Source organism: Enterobacter sp. UPMP2061 (assembly GCF_053709615.1).
Genome location: NZ_JBSKJP010000003.1, coordinates 318,872 through 337,705, shown reverse-complemented (window position 1 = coordinate 337,705; position 18,834 = coordinate 318,872). Strand labels below are relative to the sequence as shown.

The window sequence follows — 18,834 nt, the reverse complement described above, 5'->3', positions numbered from 1 at the left end:
CACTGGCACAGACTTCTGACTACAATAGCCGCCATTTTGACCATAACGGATAACGACGAAGTATGCGCCTGCACTCCCATCATCTTGAACTGCTAAGCCCGGCCCGCGACGCCGCCATTGCCCGTGAAGCCATTCTTCACGGAGCAGATGCCGTCTACATTGGCGGCCCTGGCTTCGGTGCCCGTCATAACGCCAGCAACAGCCTGCGCGACATTGCCGAGCTGGTCCCGTTCGCCCACCGTTTCGGGGCGAAGGTGTTCGTGACCCTGAACACCATTCTTCATGATGATGAGCTTGAGCCCGCGCAGCGTCTTATTACCGATCTCTACCAGACCGGCGTTGACGCCCTGATCGTTCAGGATATGGGCGTTCTGGAACTGGATATCCCGCCGATTGAGCTGCACGCCAGCACCCAGTGCGATATCCGCACCGTTGAGAAGGCGAAGTTTCTTTCGGACGTCGGGTTTACGCAGATTGTTCTGGCGCGCGAGCTGAACCTGAACCAGATCCGCGATATCCACCAGGCGACCGACGCGACCATTGAATTCTTTATCCACGGTGCGCTGTGTGTGGCGTATTCCGGGCAGTGTAATATCTCTCACGCCCAGACGGGGCGCAGCGCTAACCGGGGCGACTGCTCTCAGGCCTGCCGTCTGCCGTATACCCTGAAAGACGATCAGGGCCGCGTGGTGGCATTCGAAAAACACCTGCTGTCGATGAAAGATAACGATCAGACGGCCAACCTCGGCGCGCTGATCGATGCCGGTGTACGCTCCTTCAAAATTGAAGGGCGCTACAAGGACATGAGCTACGTGAAAAATATCACCGCCCATTATCGTCAGATGCTGGATGCCATCATCGACGATCGCGGTGACCTGGCGCGCGCGTCCGCCGGTCGTACAGAGCATTTCTTTATTCCGTCGACGGACAAGACCTTCCACCGCGGCAGCACGGACTATTTCGTGAATGCCCGTAAAGGGGATATTGGCGCGTTCGATTCACCGAAGTTTATCGGCCTGCCGGTGGGTGAAGTGCTGAAAGTGGCGAAAGATCATCTTGACGTTCAGGTTACAGAGCCGCTGGCGAATGGCGATGGTCTCAACGTGATGATCAAACGTGAAGTGGTGGGTTTCCGCGCCAATACGGTGGAGAAAACCGGCGAAAATCGCTATCGCGTCTGGCCGAACGAAATGCCTGCCGATCTCTACAAAGCCCGTCCTAATGCAGCGCTTAACCGTAACCTGGATCACAACTGGCAGCAGGCCTTGCTCAAGACCTCCAGCGAGCGCCGCATTGCGGTGGATATCGCGCTGGGGGGCTGGGAAGAGCAGCTGATCCTGACCATGACCTGCGAAGACGGTATCAGCGTGACGCATACGCTCGACGGCCTGTTCGAGGTGGCGAACAATGCGGAGAAAGCGCTTAGCAACCTCAAGGATGGCGTGGCGAAGCTGGGGCAGACCATTTATTACGCGCGCAATATTGAGGTGAATCTGCCGGACGCGCTGTTCGTGCCGAACAGCCTGCTGAACCAGTTCCGCCGTGAAACGGCAGAGATGCTGGATGAAGCACGGCTGGCAAACTATCCGCGCGGCAGCCGTAAGGCCGAAACGGTGCCTGCGCCGGTCTACCCGGACACGCATCTCTCGTTCCTCGCGAACGTTTACAACCACAAAGCGCGTGCGTTTTACCATCGTCACGGCGTGCAGCTGATTGACGCCGCGTATGAAGCGCATGAAGAGAAGGGCGATGTGCCGGTGATGATCACCAAACACTGCCTGCGGTTTGCCTTTAACCTTTGTCCGAAACAGGCGAAAGGCAATATTAAAAGCTGGAAAGCGACGCCGATGCAGCTGGTGAATGGCGATGAAGTGCTGACGCTGAAGTTTGACTGCCGTCCGTGTGAAATGCACGTTATCGGCAAGATGAAGAATCACATCTTCAAAATGCCGCCGCCGGGAAGCATTGTGGCCTCCGTCAGCCCTGACGATTTGATGAAGACCCTGCCGAAGCGTAAAGGCAGCTAACCCGCAGAGTGGGTATCCGGTTTGCGCGATTTCTGCCAGGCATGGTGCTCGCGCAACCCCTCCGCAGACTCCTCAGCCGCGCTGCGTAACTCGTCGCTGTCAGCTTCATGACGAAGCTGATGGTCGGCGTTTTTCACATACACAAATTCATGCCCTTTGTGCTCCGCCATAATCTGCCCTGAGAACAGGGCGCTAATCACCAGCAGTAGCGAAAATTCTTTTCTGAACATCCTTTATCCCCTGAAAATACGCTACGGTCATCGTAGGGATAATTTCATAGAGTAATTATTCGACTGTTTAAATTTGAGAAAATAGACTGTCAAAAATTGTGGTCGCAATAAAACCCACTTAAGACTATTCTTAAAAGCAATATCGCCGTTGTAAACTCCCATTTCTGGTATGCAAAGAGCAGCTAGATTTATTGGGAAATCATTTACAATAAGATTTTTCTGGCTAAGGATTGGATCGAATAAATGAAAAAAATAATCGTGCTATCACTTCTGGGCGTAGTGGTTGCGGTGGGTGCTGCGGCCAGCATCTATTCAAATGAAGAACCAGAATATATTCAGTCAGCAAAAAGCCGTGTCGGATCGTATTTAACCAGCGATTACGGACGTGTCGAATGTAATAGCACCCAGGTAAGTGAAGATCGCTGGGAGCTGGGCTGTACCAATAAGGCGAGGGGCAAAACCTTCCAGTTCGCCGTTTATCCATCCGAGCAGGCGCCGTATGGGGTCTCTCGTGCGTTTTATCTCGAAGCGATTAATGATGATGCCCGCCAGAGTGCAGAGCAGGGGCTGATGCGTTATCTGCAAATTAATACCAAAGCGGGTTAATCGATTCGTTTATGCTTCGTTGAGGCTCACAGTGGTAGATTGCAGATGATCCACATCCCGGTATGGAATACCGGAGCGTAGATACCAAAATACAAATCTATCCATGCAAGCATTTACCGCCAGATTATGGCGGTTTTTTTTTGCCCGTTTATCGTACCGGCTGTGAAAATTGTTTGCGATATTGCGCGGGCGAAAGCGCAAATTGCTGCCGGAAATGGTGGCGCAGCGTGCCGCTTTGTCCAAATCCGGTTTGTTCCGCAATATTGTCGATGCTGAGCCGACTGTTTTCGAGATAATCTTTTGCCCGCTGCAATCGCGCAGTTAATAACCAGCGCGCGGGCGTTGTTCCGGTCGCGTCCTGGAAACGGCGCAGAAAGGTGCGCTGACTCATACCCACCCGCAGGGCCAGCGATTCGACGGTATGGGAAACGGCCAGATGCTGGTGAAGATAATCAAACAGCTGGCCCAGGCGCTGGCTCTCCCGCAACTGAGCCACCGGTCGGCTAAGCTGCTGGGTTTGCGAGCCGTCCCGATGAGGCGGGATCACCAGCCGACGCGCCACGCGGTTTGCCGCTTTAATACCGTAATTCCGGCGCACCACGTGCAGGCACAGATCAATCCCTGCGGCGCTTCCGGCGGAAGTGAGAATATCGCCTTCGTCCTGGTAGAGCACATCGTCGACCACGGTGATGGCGGGATAGCGCGTTTTCAGAGCTTGCGTGTAGCGCCAGTGGGTGGTTGCCTTCCGCCCGTCAAGCAGGCCTGAGGCTGCCAGAACGAAAACGCCAGAACAGATTGAGAGTAGCTGGCAGCCGCGGGCATGTGCCGCGCGGAGCGCCTGGCAGAGCGCGTCGGGTACGGGTTCGTCCAGCCCTCGCCAGCCGGGTACGACAACCAGTTCCGCCGTCTCCAGCAGACGCAGATCGCCATCGGCCAGAATACGGATCCCGCCCGTTGCCCGGAGCTCGCCGTCATCCACGCTCGCCACGGCGAACTGATACCAGTCCTCGCCCATCTCCGGGCGCGGCAAGCCAAAGATCTCTACCGCCACGCCAAACTCAAAGGTACATAAACCGTCATATGCCAGCACGACCGCGCGCGGCGAGGGATGTCTTAAGTTTGTCATCTTTTTGCTGTTTTCTGGCATAGGCGGACGCATTCATGGGCTGAATTAAGGGATAAAGTAGTGTTAACACAAACACCACAAATGAGGAAGATTCATGAGCCATGTTACTGAATTTCCGGCTGCTGAGCCGCAGGAAGCCGTGGGGCATTTCCTGCGTCGTCTGAGCGTCGAGACGGACTGCGCCGATGTCCATCACGCGGTATCCAGCGGTGAGCAGGACTTTGTTCTGCTGCACGTTGTCGGAAAACCTGAACATTTTGCCCGGCGGCATCTGCCCGGCGCGCTGCATTTACCCTGGAGCCAGATCACCGCCGAGCGGATGAAAGCGTGGCCAGAGGGCACGCTGTTTGTCGTCTATTGTGCAGGCCCGCACTGCAACGGGGCGGACAGGGCGGCGCTGAAGCTGGCGCGTCTGGGTCTGCCGGTCAAGATTATGCTCGGGGGCATCACCGGCTGGGAAGATGAGCGGTTCGCGTTTGCAGGATCTTCATCACCCGCCCTGTGAACATGAATTTATTTCAACACAGATGAAATTTTCTCGTTTGTCGGCGGCGAGCCGGTATGACATCTTTTCAGGACGTTTAGACATCCAGAAGTCTAAAGATTCAAGAGATGAATTATCACTGTGGGCAATTAACGCCGACAGACAGAGGAGATTTCCATGCAGCGACACCACGCCCCGTACCGCGCCGATGTAGTCGGCAGTTTTTTACGCCCGGATTCTGTTAAACAGGCCCGTCTGCAATTTGCCAGCGGTGAGATCGATGCCGGTCAGCTTCGCGCGGTTGAGGACGAGGCCATTCGCCATGTTGTCGAGCAGCAGTGCGCCTGCGGTCTGCATGTGGTAACGGACGGTGAATTCCGCCGCGCCTGGTGGCACTTTGACTTCTTTGACGGGCTACAGGGCGTAGAGCGTTATGATTCGCAGCAGGGCATTCAGTTCAACGGGGTGCAGACCAAAGCCCATGGCGTGCGCGTAACGGGCAAACTGGGCTTCGGCAATCATCCTATGCTGGAAGATTTCCGCTACCTCAAAAGCATCAGCGGTAACGCACAGCCGAAGATGACCATTCCGAGCCCGAGCGTGCTGCACTTCCGCGGTGGCCGCAAGGATATTGATGCCACGGTATACCCGGATCTGAAAGATTACTTTGACGATCTGGCGACCACCTGGCGAGATGCCATTCGGGCCTTTTACGATGCAGGCTGCCGCTATCTGCAACTGGATGACACCGTCTGGGCCTACCTTTGTTCAGAAGACCAGCGCCGGCAGATTCGCGAGCGCGGTGATGATGCAGACGAACTTGCCCGAACCTATGCCCGGGTGCTGAATAAGGCGCTGGAGGGCAAACCGGACGATCTGACCATCGGGCTACACGTCTGCCGCGGCAACTTCCGCTCAACCTGGATTTCCGAAGGCGGCTATGAGCCGGTGGCGGAGGTGCTGTTCGGTACGGTGAACGTCGACGCGTTCTTCCTGGAGTACGACAACGACCGTAGCGGCGACTTTGCGCCACTGCGTTTTGTGCGCCCGGGTAAACAGCAGGTGGTTCTGGGGCTAATCACCACCAAGCACGGTGAACTGGAGAACCCGGAAGGGGTGAAAGCGCGTCTGGAAGAGGCCGCGCGCTACGTGGCGAAAGAGCAGATTTGCCTCAGCCCACAGTGCGGATTTGCCTCCACGGAAGAGGGTAACAGCCTGAGCGAAGCCCAGCAGTGGGATAAAGTTCGCCTGGTGACGCAAATCGCCAGCGACGTCTGGTAACATCGTTCACAGCGCTGCATTATTACAGTGCAGCGCTGTACCATTCTGAGTCGTTTCCCGTAGATCCTCTCTTCGAACCCGTTTAAATCCTGCCTCTGCAACCTGGCACCCTTTTTGCTCTCCTGAAACTGACGTTACTTTTTCTGCGTCCGGGCGGTAACGGACGTCTTCGCACAGCTTTCTTTTTCAGGAGTGAAAATATGCACCGTCGTACCTTTATAAAAGCGTTCGCCTTGTCCGCCTCCGTGGTCGCCATGGGGGTCAGTTTTGGCGTCCAGGCCGCAGAGACCATTAAAGTCGGGATCATGCACTCACTCTCCGGCACGATGGCCATTTCAGAAACGCCCCTGAAAGATGTCGCCCTGATGACCATCGACGAAATCAACGCCAAAGGCGGCGTGCTCGGGAAAAAGCTGGAGCCGGTGGTGGTTGACCCGGCATCCAACTGGCCGCTGTTTGCCGAAAAGGCCCGCCAGCTTCTGAGCCAGGATAAGGTCGCCGTGGTGTTTGGCTGCTGGACCTCCGTATCGCGTAAATCAGTTCTGCCGGTTTTTGAGGAGCTGAACGGTTTGCTGTTCTATCCGGTGCAGTATGAAGGTGAAGAGATGTCACCTAACGTCTTCTATACCGGCGCGGCGCCTAACCAGCAGGCGATCCCGGCGGTGGAGTACCTGATGAGCGAGGACGGCGGCAGCGCGAAACGCTTCTTCCTGCTGGGAACGGACTACGTTTACCCGCGCACCACGAACAAGATCCTCCGCGCCTTCCTGCACTCGAAAGGCGTGGAAGATAAAGATATTGAAGAGGTCTACACCCCGTTTGGTCATAGCGATTACCAGACCATCGTCGCCAGTATCAAGAAATTCTCCGCGGGCGGTAAAACGGCAGTGGTCTCCACCATCAACGGTGATTCCAACGTGCCTTTCTATAAAGAGCTGGCGAACCAGGGGCTGAAAGCCACGGACGTGCCGGTGGTGGCGTTCTCGGTGGGCGAGGAGGAACTGCGCGGCATTGATACCAAACCGCTGGTGGGTAACCTGGCGGCGTGGAACTACTTTGAATCCGTCGATAACCCGACCAACCAGACCTTTGTCGCGGCCTACAAAGCCTACGCGAAAGCCCATAAGCTGCCGAATGCCGATACCGTCGTCACCAACGATCCGATGGAAGCGACCTATGTCGGCCTGCATATGTGGGCGCAGGCGGTTGAAAAAGCGGGGACAACCGACGTGGACAAAGTGCGCGCAGCAATGGCGGGCCAGTCGTTCAACGCGCCGTCCGGCTTTACGCTGACCATGGATGCCACCAACCACCACCTGCATAAGCCCGTCATGATTGGTGAAATCGAAGGCAACGGCCAGTTCAATGTCGTCTGGCAAACCGAACAGCCGGTACGCGCTCAGCCGTGGAGCCCGTTTATCGCCGGGAATGACAAAAAACCTGACCAGCCGATGAAAACCGCCAGCAACTAAGCCACCACCAGGGAGAGACGTCATGAACGCCATGCGCATAATTATTGCGATTGTGTGGCTTACCGGACTGCTGCCAGGGATGGTGCAGGCATCGGATGCCGATGATTTCGTTGCCGCTAGCCGCAGCCAGCAGACCGCCATGCTGACCCGCTGGGCAGCCACGCCGGAACCTGCACGTTTGCCGTTGCTTAAAGCGCTGCAACAGGAGAACCTCTACACCGACAGCCAGAAGAAGGCTTTTACCCGCATCGACGGCGAAATGGTTGCCCTGGGCGCGGCAAAGAGCGCCGAAGGAACGACCAAAGCCGTGCGGCTGACCAACCGGCTGCGCGTGTTAACCGTCACGGCGCTGGCGACGCATCAGCTTGTCAGTGACAGTGTCACCGAAAGGCGTCATGCCGCGCGGCAACTTCAGCGTGACGCCCAGCCGGATATGCTCGGGTTTCTGCAACAGCGGGCTAACCGCGAAACGGATGACGTCACCCGACAGTCGCTGAGGCTGGCGCTGGCAAATCTTCAGCTGGCGAGTCCGCAGGCGGAAACGCGCCTCAACGCGGTTGAACTGTTGGGACAGTCTGACGATCCGGACGTTCAGGCCACGCTGACGCCGTTCACCCGGGCGCAAACCGAGCCGGACGCACGGGTACGTGCCGCCGCCGCTGAGAGCCTGGACCGTATTCAGCACCGGCTGATGTGGGGCGAACTGCTGGGGCAGGCCTTCATGGGCTTGTCGTTGGGATCGGTACTCTTGCTGGCCGCGCTCGGGCTGGCTATCACCTATGGTCTGCTGGGGGTGATTAACATGGCCCACGGCGAAATGCTGATGCTCGGGGCGTATGCCACCTGGATGGTGCAGCAGGTTATGGCGCAGTGGATGCCTCAGTGGCTGGCGCTTTATCCGGTGGTGGCGCTGCCGGTGGCGTTTTGCCTGACGGCAGGTATCGGGATGGTGCTGGAGCGCACGGTGATCCGCCATCTGTATGGCCGCCCGCTGGAAACCCTGCTCGCCACCTGGGGGATCAGCCTGATGCTTATCCAGCTGGTGCGCATGACCTTTGGCGCCCAGAACCTTGAGGTCGCAAACCCGGCCTGGCTGTCCGGCGGGGTGCAGGTTTTCGCCAACCTGACGCTACCGTGGAACCGCATTGTGGTGCTCGGGTTTGTGCTGATGGTGCTGTTCTTCACCTGGCTCATTCTGAATAAAACGCGTCTGGGGCTGAACGTGCGGGCGGTGACGCAAAACCGCAGCATGGCGGCCTGCTGCGGCGTCCCCACCGGACGGGTAGATATGCTGGCGTTTGGCCTCGGGTCCGGCATTGCCGGGCTGGGCGGCGTGGCATTGTCCCAACTGGGGAACGTGGGACCGGAGCTGGGCCAGGGATACATCATTGATTCGTTTCTGGTGGTGGTGCTCGGCGGCGTCGGCCAGCTGGCCGGTAGCGTCGCGGCGGCCTTTGGTCTGGGGATCTTCAATAAAATTCTTGAACCGCAGATGGGCGCCGTGCTGGGCAAAATCCTGATTCTGGTGGCGATCATTCTGTTTATTCAGAAACGTCCGCAGGGGTTATTCGCACTTAAAGGGAGGGTGACAGACTGATGAGCCAGCCATTGACCTTAACACTGGCGCGCAGGGCACCGCGCTCCACGCAAATCTTCGGTAGTCTGCTGGTTGCGGCGCTGCTGGTGCTGCCTTTTCTCGCGCTGTTGCCCGCAACGCATCCGCTGGCCGTTTCTACGTGGATGTTGACGCTCATCGGCAAGATCCTCTGCTACGCAGTTGTCGCCGTCGCCCTCGATCTGGTCTGGGGCTATGCCGGTATGCTCTCACTGGGGCACGGCATATTCTTCGCCCTGGGCGGCTATGCGATGGGCATGTACCTGATGCGCCAGGCGGCCGGGGACGGGCTGCCCGCGTTTATGTCGTTTCTCTCGTGGAGCGAGCTGCCCTGGTTCTGGTGGGGAACGCAGCATTTTGCATGGGCTCTGGTGTTAATTGTGACGATCCCCGGCCTGCTGGCGCTGGTCTTCGGCTGGTTTGCTTTTCGCTCGAAGATCAAAGGGGTCTATTTCTCCATCATGACCCAGGCGCTGACCTACGCGGGCATGCTGCTGTTCTTTCGCAACGAAACCGGCTTTGGCGGCAATAACGGCTTTACCGGCTTTACCACGCTGCTCGGGTTTTCCGTCACGGCGACCACCACGCGGATCGCGCTGTTTCTCGCAACGGTCGTGCTGCTGCTTCTGGCCCTGGGCACAGGCTACGCGCTGGCGAAGAGTAAATTTGGCCGCATTTTAACGGCGGTGCGCGATGCGGAAAACCGTCTCACGTTCTGCGGCTACGATCCGCGCGGTTTCAAGCTGCTGGTCTGGACGCTTTCCGCCGTGCTGTGTGGCTTGGCGGGAGCGCTGTACGTTCCGCAGGTGGGCATTATCAACCCGGGTGAAATGTCGCCGACCAACTCGATTGAAGCGGCCATCTGGGTAGCGCTGGGTGGACGCGGCACTCTGGTGGGCCCGGTGATTGGCGCGGCGCTGGTCAACGGTGCGAAGAGCTTTTTCACCGTGGCGATGCCGGAGTACTGGCAGCTGTTTCTGGGGCTGATTTTCATCGCCGTGACGCTGTTTTTACCGCGGGGCGTGTTCGGTCTGTTTCGTAAGGGAGAGAATTAATGCAGCCCTCTGAAGGACTCTTTACCCGCCAGCTACCGGGCGACCGTTACCGCGAGCAGACCGATCCGGTGTTGCAGCTCGAGGCCATTAACGTCAGTTTCGACGGTTTTCAGGCGTTGACCGATCTCTCGCTGAACATCGGCGTCGGAGAATTGCGCTGCATCATTGGCCCTAATGGCGCCGGTAAAACCACGCTGATGGACGTGATTACCGGCAAAACCCGGCCAAAAAGCGGGAAAGCTATTTACGATCAGTCCATCGATCTGACTGCCCTGGAACCGGCGGCCATCGCCCGTCAGGGCATTGGCCGTAAGTTCCAGAAGCCGACCGTGTTTGAAGCGCTGACCGTAGGGGAAAACCTCGAAATCGCCATGAAAGCCGACAGGTCCGTCTGGGCGAGCCTGCGGGCCACGCTCAGCGGCGAGCAGCGCGACCGCGTTGATGAGATGCTGGTTTTGCTGCGGCTTGGCAGCGAGCGCGATCGCCGTGCCGGGCTGCTTTCCCACGGACAGAAGCAGTTTCTGGAGATCGGCATGCTGCTGGTGCAGGACCCGCATCTGTTACTGCTGGACGAACCCGCTGCCGGTATGACCGACGCAGAGACGGAATTCACTGCCGAGCTATTCCGAACCCTGGCAGGCAAGCATTCGCTGATGGTGGTTGAGCACGATATGGGTTTCGTCGAGACCATCGCCGACCACGTCACGGTGCTGCATCAGGGGCGGGTACTGGCGGAAGGTTCGCTTCGAGAGGTACAGGCCAATGAACAGGTAATTGACGTCTATCTGGGACGTTAAGGAGAGGTGATGTTACAGGTTAGCGAACTGAATCAGTACTACGGCGGAAGTCATATTCTGCGCGGGGTGAGCTTTGAGGCGGTCGTCGGGGAAGTTACCTGCCTGCTGGGGCGCAACGGGGTGGGCAAAACCACGCTGCTGAGGTGCCTGATGGGGCTGATCCCGGTGAAAGGCGGGGAGGTGGTCTGGCAGGGAAAGAGCATCACTCACAGTAAACCGCACCAGCGGGTGCAGTCCGGCGTGGCGTATGTTCCGCAGGGGCGGGAGATTTTTCCGCGTCTGACCGTAGAAGAAAACCTGCTGATGGGGCTGTCACGCTTCTCCGCGGGAAACGCAAGGAGCGTACCGGAGGAGATTTGGCAGCTTTTCCCGGTGCTGAAGGAGATGAAGCACCGACGCGGAGGCGATCTTTCCGGTGGTCAGCAGCAGCAGCTGGCGATAGGTCGCGCGCTGGCGAGCCGTCCACGGTTACTGATTCTGGATGAACCCACGGAAGGTATTCAGCCGTCGGTGATTAAAGAGATTGGGCAGGTGATCCGCAGCCTGGCGAACCGGGGGGATATGGCCATCCTGCTGGTGGAGCAGTTTTATGATTTTGCGGCAGAGCTGGCCGACAGCTATCTGGTGATGTCGCGCGGCAGCATCGTCCAGCAGGGGCGCGGGGAGAACATGGAGCAGGAGGGCGTTCGCGGGCTGGTTGCGATCTGAAATGTTATAATATAACATCCTCATTCTTATAAAACGGAATGAGGATTTTGCTGTGGCTGCACAACTTGCAAAAATTGCGCTGACTCTGGGAACGCTGCTGGTAAGCGGCTCGCTTTTTGCCCATTCGCACGGTCATCAGATGACGGAGGCGGAACAGAAGGCGGCAAACGGCGTCTTTGAGGATAAAGACGTCAGGGACAGGACGCTGTCTGACTGGGACGGGACCTGGCAGTCCGTTTATCCGTTCCTGCTTGATGGTTCGCTGGATCCGGTTTTCGAAAAGAAAGCGCAGAAGGGAGAAAAATCCGCTGCCGAGGTGAAGGCCTACTACCGTAAGGGGTACGCGACGGACGTGGACGCCATCGGCATTGAAAACAACGTGATGGAATTCCACCGAGGCAAAACGGTGAGCAGCTGCCGCTACGACTACAGCGGCTACAAAATTCTGACCTATGCGTCGGGGAAAAAAGGCGTGCGCTACCTGTTTGAATGCAAGGATAACGCGAGCCAGGCGCCTAAGTTTGTGCAGTTCAGCGACCATATCATCGGGCCGAAAGCCTCTTCACACTTCCATATCTTTATGGGCAACACCTCCCACGAGGCGCTGCTGAAAGAGATGGATAACTGGCCGACCTACTACCCGAATGAGATGTACAAAGAGCAGGTGGTGGAGGAGATGTTGCACCACTAGGGTGTTGGTTTTGCCGGGTGACGGCTTCGCCTTACCCGGCTTACGATTAGGGTTTTGTCGGTCGGGTAAGCGCAGCGCCACCCGACACGCTATCTTCACTTTTCACGCGCATCCCGCGCAATATCATCAGCCAGGCCGCAATGATGGCGGCCATCATAATGATAAATAATGACCAGTGCGGCAGATGGGTCAGGATGAGCCCGGTGATCATCGGGTTCGCCGCCGCGCCGAGCCAGCCCAGCGCCTGGGCGGAGAAATAGCTCGCCTTCATGCCCGGCGGGGCGATATTGTCGATCAGCATGTATTCACCCGGTGCATAAATAATTTCACCCAGGGTGAAAATCGCCGCCGCGATCCCCCAGTAAATCAGGTTCTCGCCGGAAAGCATAAACCCGCCCAGCCCGAGGATGAAAAAAAGCGTCGCGGCGGTCATTAGCGGACGGATATTGCTGGCGGTGATCTTACGTCCAAGCGCGTATTGCAGGGTGACGACCACCGCCGCGTTGACGGGCAGCACAACGGCCACCACCTTTTCTGCGAAATCACTGTCCGCATGTGCGGCGAGGACATACTGGGAAATGCAGGTGGCGAACGATCCACCCACATACGACGCCAGCAGGCCGGAGAGCGTGTACCAGAACAGCGCCCGGTCTTTCAGCAGCACCGAGGGCTGCCACGGCATTTTCTCCTCAGGGCTGTCTGAGGCTATGCTTTTCTGCACAAAGAAATGGATAAACCCGAGCGGCAGTGCGGCGCAGAAGGCGGCCAGCCAGAACGGCAGTTGCAGGCTGTACATCACCAGCAGGGTGCCGATCGGCGGCCCGATCGTCCAGCCAATGTTCAGGAAACTGTAGTTGAGTGAGAAAACGCGCGCCTTTTCGTTGGAGGTCAGCACGTCGGCAAACCATGCTTTCAGCACCGTTGAGAAGACGGAATAGGCGCAGTTAATCAGGGCAAAGAACAGCACCACCAGCGTCACGTTATTCACCAGCGGAATCGCCACAAACCCGGCGATAAAGGCCACGATGGCGATCAGCATATAGCGTTTTTTGTCGAACTTATCCGCCAGGATGCCAAACCCCAGGCTAAACACCACGCCGATGGTCAACGCCACGGTAAGGGCATAGCCAATATTCTCCACGCTCATATCGTACACGCGTGTGAGATATATGGTCATAAAGGGCAGCGTTGCCCCGCGGCCAATTGTTAATAACAATGACGATGCCAGCAGCGCTGCGGTTGAGCGCCTGATTGATGGTTTCATTTTCCTGCCCGACAAATGCTTATGCTTTTTTTGTTGTGTTATTACAGGATTATCATGGGATCGGCAGCTTGTATAGCACCCAATTTATCCGCAGGTGCTTCTCTCCAGTACCAGAATTAATGATCTTCTCGCGGGGCTATTTTTTCTGTTACCTTGAAGTGTTTACAAAATTTTAATAATTCAGGGGCGGAAAATGACGCGGAAAGACGGGCTGTTAGCGTTGCTGGTTGTCGTGGTGTGGGGACTCAATTTTGTGGTCATCAAAATGGGGTTGCACAACATGCCTCCACTGATGCTGGCGGGGCTGCGCTTCCTGCTGGTGGCCTTCCCGGCGCTGCTGTTCGTTGCCCGCCCGAAAATTCCCCTTAAGCTGCTGCTGGGCTACGGCCTTACCATCAGCTTTGGTCAGTTTGCGTTTCTTTTTTGCGCCATCAAATTCGGTATGCCTGCGGGCCTGGCTTCGCTGGTGCTTCAGGTGCAGGCGTTCTTTACCATCATTCTCGGCGCATTTGTCTTCGGCGAACGCTTGCAGGGCAAGCAGCTGGCGGGCATTAGCCTTGCGGTCTTTGGCGTGCTGGTGCTGATTGAAGGCAGCCTCAACGGTCAGCATGTCGCGCTGCTAGGCTTTATGCTCACCCTGGCGGCGGGGCTGAGCTGGGCGTGCGGCAATATCTTTAACAAACTGATAATGCAGCACGAGACGCGTCCGCCGGTCTTATCGCTGGTGGTCTGGAGCGCATTGTTCCCAATCGTGCCGTTTATGGCCGCGTCGTTTATTCTGGATGGTCCGCAGGCGATGTTGAAAAGCCTGGTGGAGATCGACCTGACGACCATTTTGTCGCTGATCTACCTGGCGTTAGTCGCCTCAATCATTGGCTATGGTATCTGGGGATCGCTGCTCGGACGCTATGAAACCTGGCGTGTGGCGCCGTTATCGCTGCTGGTACCGGTGGTCGGGCTTGCCAGCGCCGCACTGTTGCTGGATGAAACGCTCAGCGTGCTGCAACTGTGTGGCGCAGGGCTGATTATGGCCGGGCTGTATATCAACGTCTTTGGCTTGCGGGTGCGTCGGGCAACGCAGGTGCGGGGTTAAGGCAGAAAAAAGCCCCGCATTAGCGGGGCAAAAACGAATTACAGGTCGTGGTTGTAATACGGCACGCCTAATTCGTCGGATTTGTCGCTGCCAGCGCCCATGTGATTGAAGTCCCAGGGCGACTGGTTTTGCGTGGACGGCATAATCATGGTGTCACGATTATTTTGCTGCCCCGCATTGGGGGTTTGCTCCGCGAAGCTCTGGCCGGAAACCAGCACCAGCAAGGTGAGGGCGGCGGAGGCGATAAATTTCATGATTTCCTCGGTTACGTCTTAACAGGCGATGATTAACTGCAATGTTTTAGCGGATACAGATAACGGGATTCACCCGGCATACTGGTAATACGGTACTTATGAGGCGGCACGTCAAAGTAGTTCTTGAACGTACGCGTCAGGGTCTGTTGCGATTCAAATCCGTAGCGTTCCGCCAGATAGAGGATCGGCTCATTGCTTTCTTTCAGTTTTTGGGCAATCTCCGTCAGCTTGCGGCTGCGAATATATTGTCCTAATGAATGGCCGGTCTCTTTTTTAAACATCCGTTGCAGGTGCCATTTTGAGTAACCTGAACGCTCAGACACTTTCTCAAGAGAGAGTGGAGATTCCAGGTTATCTTCGATCCAGTCCAAAATGCTATGAATGGTGATAGCGTCAGTATTGCGTCTGGACATCGTCATACCTCTTTTTCTGTTTACGGCAGGATTTTCTTGAGTAAGAGCTCAAGCGTTGCCACTTCATCTGCCGATAAGTTTTTTGTCAGTTCCTGGTGCAGTGTTTGTCCTACTAATTGATGACATTGCTCACACATGGCCGCGCCATCGCTGGTCAGTTTCACCAGTACGCCACGTTTGTCATTCGGGTTAGGGCTTCGTTCTATCCATCCTTTACAGACGAGACGATCCAGCATGCGGGTTAACGCACCCAGATCGACAGAGAGCACCTTTTTCAGCTCAACCGGCGTGATACACACTTCGCAGCGAATGGAACACAGCACTTTGAACTGTGTTGCGGTGATATCCAGCGGTGACAGATAGTCATTGAGCAGGCGATCTTTTTTCTGGTTAACCATATGAATAAGACGACCCAGTGGGATTATGTCGTTAAAGAGGTCACTGGTGCTTTTCACAATGGTTGCCCTGGCAAGTAGTTTAGTCACGGCAGATATTATTGCTCAGGCAAGTATAAGTCAACTGAATGAATCGGCCGATGCCACGAAATGCTAAAACGCTTCAGGAACTTATTCTGTACGCTTTCAAATCATACAGATAATCTGGGGTTATGAATTACGCGAGACAATTATGGTTACGCTGTCGGATGGCTCCGGACGAGGATTTGCCCCTATAATTGCGATGTTGAATAAGGATAAGGACTGCGGTGCATTATGTTGGATTTGATTAAAGCAGTGGGGCTTGGACTGGTGGTGTTGCTGCCGCTGGCGAACCCGTTAACGACGGTGGCGCTTTTTCTGGGGCTGGCGGGGAACATGAACAGCGCAGAGCGCAATCAGCAGTCGATGATGGCCTCTGTCTATGTCTTTGCCATAATGATGGTGGCTTATTACGCCGGGCAACTGGTGATGAATACCTTTGGTATTTCGATTCCCGGTCTGCGTATTGCTGGCGGGCTGATTGTGGCCTTTATTGGTTTCCGGATGCTGTTCCCGGCGCACAAAGCGCACGAATCCCCGGAAGCCAAAAGCAAATCGGAGGAGCTTGAAAGCGAACCGAGCGCCAACATCGCGTTTGTGCCGTTAGCCATGCCGAGCACGGCGGGGCCGGGGACGATTGCGATGATCATCAGTTCCGCCTCAACGGTGCGTGATGGGTCGACATTTCCGCACTGGGTTATCACCGTTGCGCCGCCCATCATTTTTGCGCTTATCGCCATTATCGTCTGGGGATCATTGCGCAGCTCCGGGGCGATTATGCGCTGGGTGGGCAAGGGGGGGATTGAGGCTATCTCCCGTCTGATGGGCTTCCTGCTGGTCTGTATGGGCGTGCAGTTTATTATTAACGGCGTGCTGGAGATTGTTAAGACGTATCATTGAGAACGTTGCCGGGTGGCGGCTTCGCCTTACCCGGCCTACTCGCAATGGATATAATTCTTATGAATATAAATACATTCTGAAAATCGAATTTTTTCTGCATTAATATAATCCACTGCCTTGCTGTGTATTACCGCTTAAAGTAACGTTCAGCATTCATTTCTTTTCGGGTTATAGACATGCGAGCAAAATATTCATTTATCGCAGTGAGTACACTGCTTTTTTCATTAAATGCCTATGCTGGGTTGTTTGATTCCACGCCAGATTTCAAATGCGGTCGCGATGATGCCATCTCTGCTGCTCAGTCAAAAATAAGAGATGATGCAGTCAGTAAGTTACAGGTAGCTTATCTCGCTAACCCCTCGGATTTCTACGGTAAACCGCTCAAGGACTACATTGCAAAAGCTAATGAAATCGCAATTGTAATGGCAAATGTCACAACAAAATCGTCTGATGACGAAGCGCAGGCGCGGAGCTGTAGCGCGACTGTCACGCTCACTGTGCCTTCTGAAATCATGGGTTACATTGCATCCTACCCTGACAGACTGAGACGTATAATTAACGATGGTGGAAAGGTGCTTAACAATAGCGTTCAATGAGACAAGTTTACCTACTCGTTATCGATGGCGGATAATGGGAAAGATATTTCAGTTTCATATGAATACAATAATAAAGATTATATCTCTGAATCAATAGCGGCGATGGCTACCCTCGCCATGAATAAAGATGAACTTCAAAAGGCTGAACTCAATAATAAATTAAATATTGCCGCGCGTAATTATTCTGATAGCGATCGCCAGTTAAACGAACTATGGAAGTATCTTCCTGATTCCGTCAAAGCTTCGATGAAAAAGGAGCAGAACATGTGGATCAATGAAAAAGCTAAAAAATGCGGCAAAATAAGCGATGCGTCTTCTGCAACCACTCCTCTGGCAACGAGAATCGGTATCTATGATTGTCAGACCAAAATGACAGATGAAAGATTCCGTTATCTTGGCGGTGATGAAGAACACGGATATTAATGCTTCGTAGGCCGGGTAAGGCGAAGCCGCCACCCGGCATAACAAACGTCAACCGTGGCTGGACTGTTCTTCCATCGCGACCGGCCATTTACGGAAGATAAGCACCGACCAGATCAGCGCGATCAGCGCCGGAATCGCCCCGAGATAACCAATGGCCGACATCGATACATGCAGGCTGATCTGATTTCCCACCAGCGCACCGGCTCCAATCCCCAGATTAAAAATCCCGGAGAAGAGCGACATCGCTACGTCCGTGGCGTCCGGGGCCAGCGCCAGCACTTTGACCTGCATTCCCAGACCAATAATCATGATTGCCACGCCCCAGAACAGACTGAGGATCGCCAGATGACTCTCGCTGCCTGCCGCAGGCATCAGTAACAGCAGGCATGCCAGCAGCAGACCAATCGCACTGCTTACCAGCGCAGACGCGTGCTTATTGCCCAGCTTCCCGAACAGGATGCTGCCGATAATCCCCGCGCCGCCCAGGATCAGCAGCAGAACGGTGGCAAAGTTAGCGCTAAAGCCCGCCACAACCTGAACAAACGGCTCAATATAGCTGTAGGCCGTGTAATGGGCGGTCACCACAATCACGGTCAGCAGATAGATGCTCATCAGCGCCGGTCGACGCATCAGCAGCGGCAGACTTTTCAGCGAGCCGGAGTGTTCGCTGGGCAGTTTTGGCAGCAGTTTGATCAGACACACCAGGGTGATCAGCGCCCCCATGCCGATGGCAAAGAAGGTGGTGCGCCAGCCGAAGTATTGTCCCACAATGCGCCCGATCGGCAGGCCTAACACCATCGCCAGCGCCGTTCCGGTGGCAATCAGGCTCAGCGCCTGGGCGCGTTTTCCCGCCGGAGCCAGACGAATGGCGAGGGACGCGGTGATCGACCAGAAAACGGCATGGGCAAACGCGATGCCGACGCGGCTGATGACCAGCACGGTAAAGCTCCATGCCATAAATGACAGCACATGGCTGGCAATGAACACCACAAACAGCCCAATCAGCAGCTTACGACGTTCCATCTGGCTGGTCAGCAGCATAAACGGCAGCGACATCAGCGCCACCACCCATGCATAGATGGTCAACATAATGCCAACCTGTGCCGTTTCCATATGGAAGCTGGCGGCGATATCGGACAGCAGCCCAACCGGAACAAATTCCGTGGTGTTGAAAATAAACGCTGCGATGGCGAGCGTGACCACGCGTAGCCACGCGACCCTGCGGGAAACCGTGTGTGTTGTCATAGGGATATCTGGGATTCGTTGCCTGAAAGATGAGGAGACGATCTTAAAGCCTTAAACGGCGAAAACTCAACCGTTATG

21 protein-coding genes are annotated in these 18,834 nt (G+C 55.7%); 14 read left to right on the top strand and 7 right to left on the bottom strand.

The window, feature by feature from the left end; all coding sequences use genetic code 11:
* Window positions 1-62: 62 nt before the first annotated feature.
* On the top strand, window positions 63-2,027 hold the full coding sequence (locus ACWKXX_RS10370; protein ID WP_015570549.1) for a peptidase U32 family protein: 1,965 nt from the start codon (window positions 63-65) through the stop codon (window positions 2,025-2,027).
* Here ACWKXX_RS10370 and ACWKXX_RS10365 read toward each other — a convergent pair.
* Window positions 2,024-2,257 carry a DUF2554 family protein gene (locus tag ACWKXX_RS10365; RefSeq protein WP_015570548.1) on the bottom strand — a complete coding sequence of 78 codons (234 nt, stop codon included), beginning with the start codon at window positions 2,255-2,257 and terminating at the stop codon, window positions 2,024-2,026. The genes ACWKXX_RS10370 and ACWKXX_RS10365 overlap by 4 nt on opposite strands.
* 243 nt (window positions 2,258-2,500) lie before the next feature.
* Between ACWKXX_RS10365 and ACWKXX_RS10360 the strand changes: the two genes are divergently transcribed.
* Window positions 2,501-2,863 carry a hypothetical protein gene (locus ACWKXX_RS10360; protein WP_015570547.1) on the top strand — a complete coding sequence of 121 codons (363 nt, stop codon included), beginning with the start codon at window positions 2,501-2,503 and terminating at the stop codon, window positions 2,861-2,863.
* Window positions 2,864-3,011: 148 nt separating this feature from the next.
* Here the strand turns inward: ACWKXX_RS10360 and ftrA are convergent, their stop codons facing one another.
* Window positions 3,012-4,010 (bottom strand): transcriptional regulator FtrA, encoded by a 999-nt coding sequence (gene ftrA / locus ACWKXX_RS10355; RefSeq protein ID WP_261666248.1) that lies wholly within the window; start codon window positions 4,008-4,010, stop codon window positions 3,012-3,014.
* 73 nt (window positions 4,011-4,083) lie between these two features.
* Here ftrA and ACWKXX_RS10350 point away from each other — a divergent pair, with 73 nt between their 5' ends.
* The 8 genes from ACWKXX_RS10350 (at window position 4,084) to zinT (ending at window position 12,092) form a co-directional block, all read left to right on the top strand.
* Complete coding sequence (locus ACWKXX_RS10350; protein WP_096205641.1) at window positions 4,084-4,494, top strand: rhodanese-like domain-containing protein; 411 nt, start codon at window positions 4,084-4,086, stop codon at window positions 4,492-4,494.
* A 156-nt stretch (window positions 4,495-4,650) separates the two neighbouring features.
* The gene (locus ACWKXX_RS10345) at window positions 4,651-5,754 is read left to right on the top strand and encodes a cobalamin-independent methionine synthase II family protein (RefSeq protein ID WP_261666247.1); all 1,104 of its coding nucleotides are present in this window, start codon (window positions 4,651-4,653) and stop codon (window positions 5,752-5,754) included.
* Between the two features lie 200 nt (window positions 5,755-5,954).
* Window positions 5,955-7,226, top strand: coding sequence for an urea ABC transporter substrate-binding protein (gene urtA, locus ACWKXX_RS10340; RefSeq protein ID WP_015570544.1), 1,272 nt, complete (start codon window positions 5,955-5,957; stop codon window positions 7,224-7,226).
* A 22-nt stretch (window positions 7,227-7,248) separates the two neighbouring features.
* A complete protein-coding gene (urtB, locus tag ACWKXX_RS10335; RefSeq protein WP_015570543.1) occupies window positions 7,249-8,823 on the top strand; it encodes an urea ABC transporter permease subunit UrtB in 1,575 nt (524 codons plus the stop codon).
* Entirely contained in the window at window positions 8,823-9,896 is a 1,074-nt protein-coding gene (urtC, locus tag ACWKXX_RS10330; protein WP_015570542.1) for an urea ABC transporter permease subunit UrtC, read from the top strand. The genes urtB and urtC overlap by 1 nt, the downstream gene beginning before the upstream one ends.
* Window positions 9,896-10,693, top strand: a complete 798-nt coding sequence (urtD, locus tag ACWKXX_RS10325; protein WP_261666246.1) for an urea ABC transporter ATP-binding protein UrtD — start codon at window positions 9,896-9,898, stop codon at window positions 10,691-10,693. Before urtC ends, urtD begins: the two co-directional genes overlap by 1 nt.
* 9 nt (window positions 10,694-10,702) lie before the next feature.
* Window positions 10,703-11,401 (top strand): urea ABC transporter ATP-binding subunit UrtE, encoded by a 699-nt coding sequence (gene urtE / locus ACWKXX_RS10320; protein WP_032103021.1) that lies wholly within the window; start codon window positions 10,703-10,705, stop codon window positions 11,399-11,401.
* Window positions 11,402-11,453: 52 nt separating this feature from the next.
* Window positions 11,454-12,092, top strand: coding sequence for a metal-binding protein ZinT (gene zinT / locus ACWKXX_RS10315; RefSeq protein ID WP_017383986.1), 639 nt, complete (start codon window positions 11,454-11,456; stop codon window positions 12,090-12,092).
* A 46-nt stretch (window positions 12,093-12,138) separates the two neighbouring features.
* On the opposite strand, the gene ydeE is transcribed toward zinT, so the two are convergent.
* Window positions 12,139-13,356, bottom strand: coding sequence for an efflux MFS transporter YdeE (gene ydeE, locus ACWKXX_RS10310; protein WP_261666245.1), 1,218 nt, complete (start codon window positions 13,354-13,356; stop codon window positions 12,139-12,141).
* Window positions 13,357-13,549: 193 nt separating this feature from the next.
* Between ydeE and eamA the strand changes: the two genes are divergently transcribed.
* Window positions 13,550-14,449 carry an O-acetylserine/cysteine exporter gene (eamA, locus tag ACWKXX_RS10305; protein WP_261666244.1) on the top strand — a complete coding sequence of 300 codons (900 nt, stop codon included), beginning with the start codon at window positions 13,550-13,552 and terminating at the stop codon, window positions 14,447-14,449.
* Between the two features lie 38 nt (window positions 14,450-14,487).
* On the opposite strand, the gene marB is transcribed toward eamA, so the two are convergent.
* The 3 genes from marB to marR are packed head-to-tail and all read right to left on the bottom strand — an operon-like array spanning window position 14,488 to window position 15,571.
* Complete coding sequence (marB, locus tag ACWKXX_RS10300; protein WP_015570538.1) at window positions 14,488-14,703, bottom strand: multiple antibiotic resistance protein MarB; 216 nt, start codon at window positions 14,701-14,703, stop codon at window positions 14,488-14,490.
* 32 nt (window positions 14,704-14,735) lie between these two features.
* Window positions 14,736-15,116, bottom strand: a complete 381-nt coding sequence (gene marA, locus ACWKXX_RS10295; RefSeq protein WP_001303241.1) for an MDR efflux pump AcrAB transcriptional activator MarA — start codon at window positions 15,114-15,116, stop codon at window positions 14,736-14,738.
* 20 nt (window positions 15,117-15,136) lie between these two features.
* Window positions 15,137-15,571 (bottom strand): multiple antibiotic resistance transcriptional regulator MarR, encoded by a 435-nt coding sequence (marR, locus tag ACWKXX_RS10290; protein WP_017383983.1) that lies wholly within the window; start codon window positions 15,569-15,571, stop codon window positions 15,137-15,139.
* A 255-nt stretch (window positions 15,572-15,826) separates the two neighbouring features.
* Here marR and ACWKXX_RS10285 point away from each other — a divergent pair, with 255 nt between their 5' ends.
* The 3 genes from ACWKXX_RS10285 to ACWKXX_RS10275 all read left to right on the top strand — a co-directional run bounded on the left by ACWKXX_RS10285 (window position 15,827) and on the right by ACWKXX_RS10275 (window position 17,511).
* Window positions 15,827-16,492, top strand: a complete 666-nt coding sequence (locus ACWKXX_RS10285) for a MarC family NAAT transporter (RefSeq protein ID WP_003857180.1) — start codon at window positions 15,827-15,829, stop codon at window positions 16,490-16,492.
* A gap of 176 nt (window positions 16,493-16,668) precedes the next feature.
* Window positions 16,669-17,088: a hypothetical protein gene (locus tag ACWKXX_RS10280; RefSeq protein ID WP_261666243.1), complete on the top strand. Its 420-nt coding sequence runs from the start codon at window positions 16,669-16,671 to the stop codon at window positions 17,086-17,088.
* 24 nt (window positions 17,089-17,112) lie between these two features.
* Complete coding sequence (locus tag ACWKXX_RS10275) at window positions 17,113-17,511, top strand: lysozyme inhibitor LprI family protein (RefSeq protein WP_261666242.1); 399 nt, start codon at window positions 17,113-17,115, stop codon at window positions 17,509-17,511.
* 48 nt (window positions 17,512-17,559) lie between these two features.
* Here the strand turns inward: ACWKXX_RS10275 and ACWKXX_RS10270 are convergent, their stop codons facing one another.
* Entirely contained in the window at window positions 17,560-18,756 is a 1,197-nt protein-coding gene (locus ACWKXX_RS10270; protein ID WP_261666241.1) for a sugar transporter, read from the bottom strand.
* Between the last annotated feature and the right edge of the window lie 78 nt (window positions 18,757-18,834).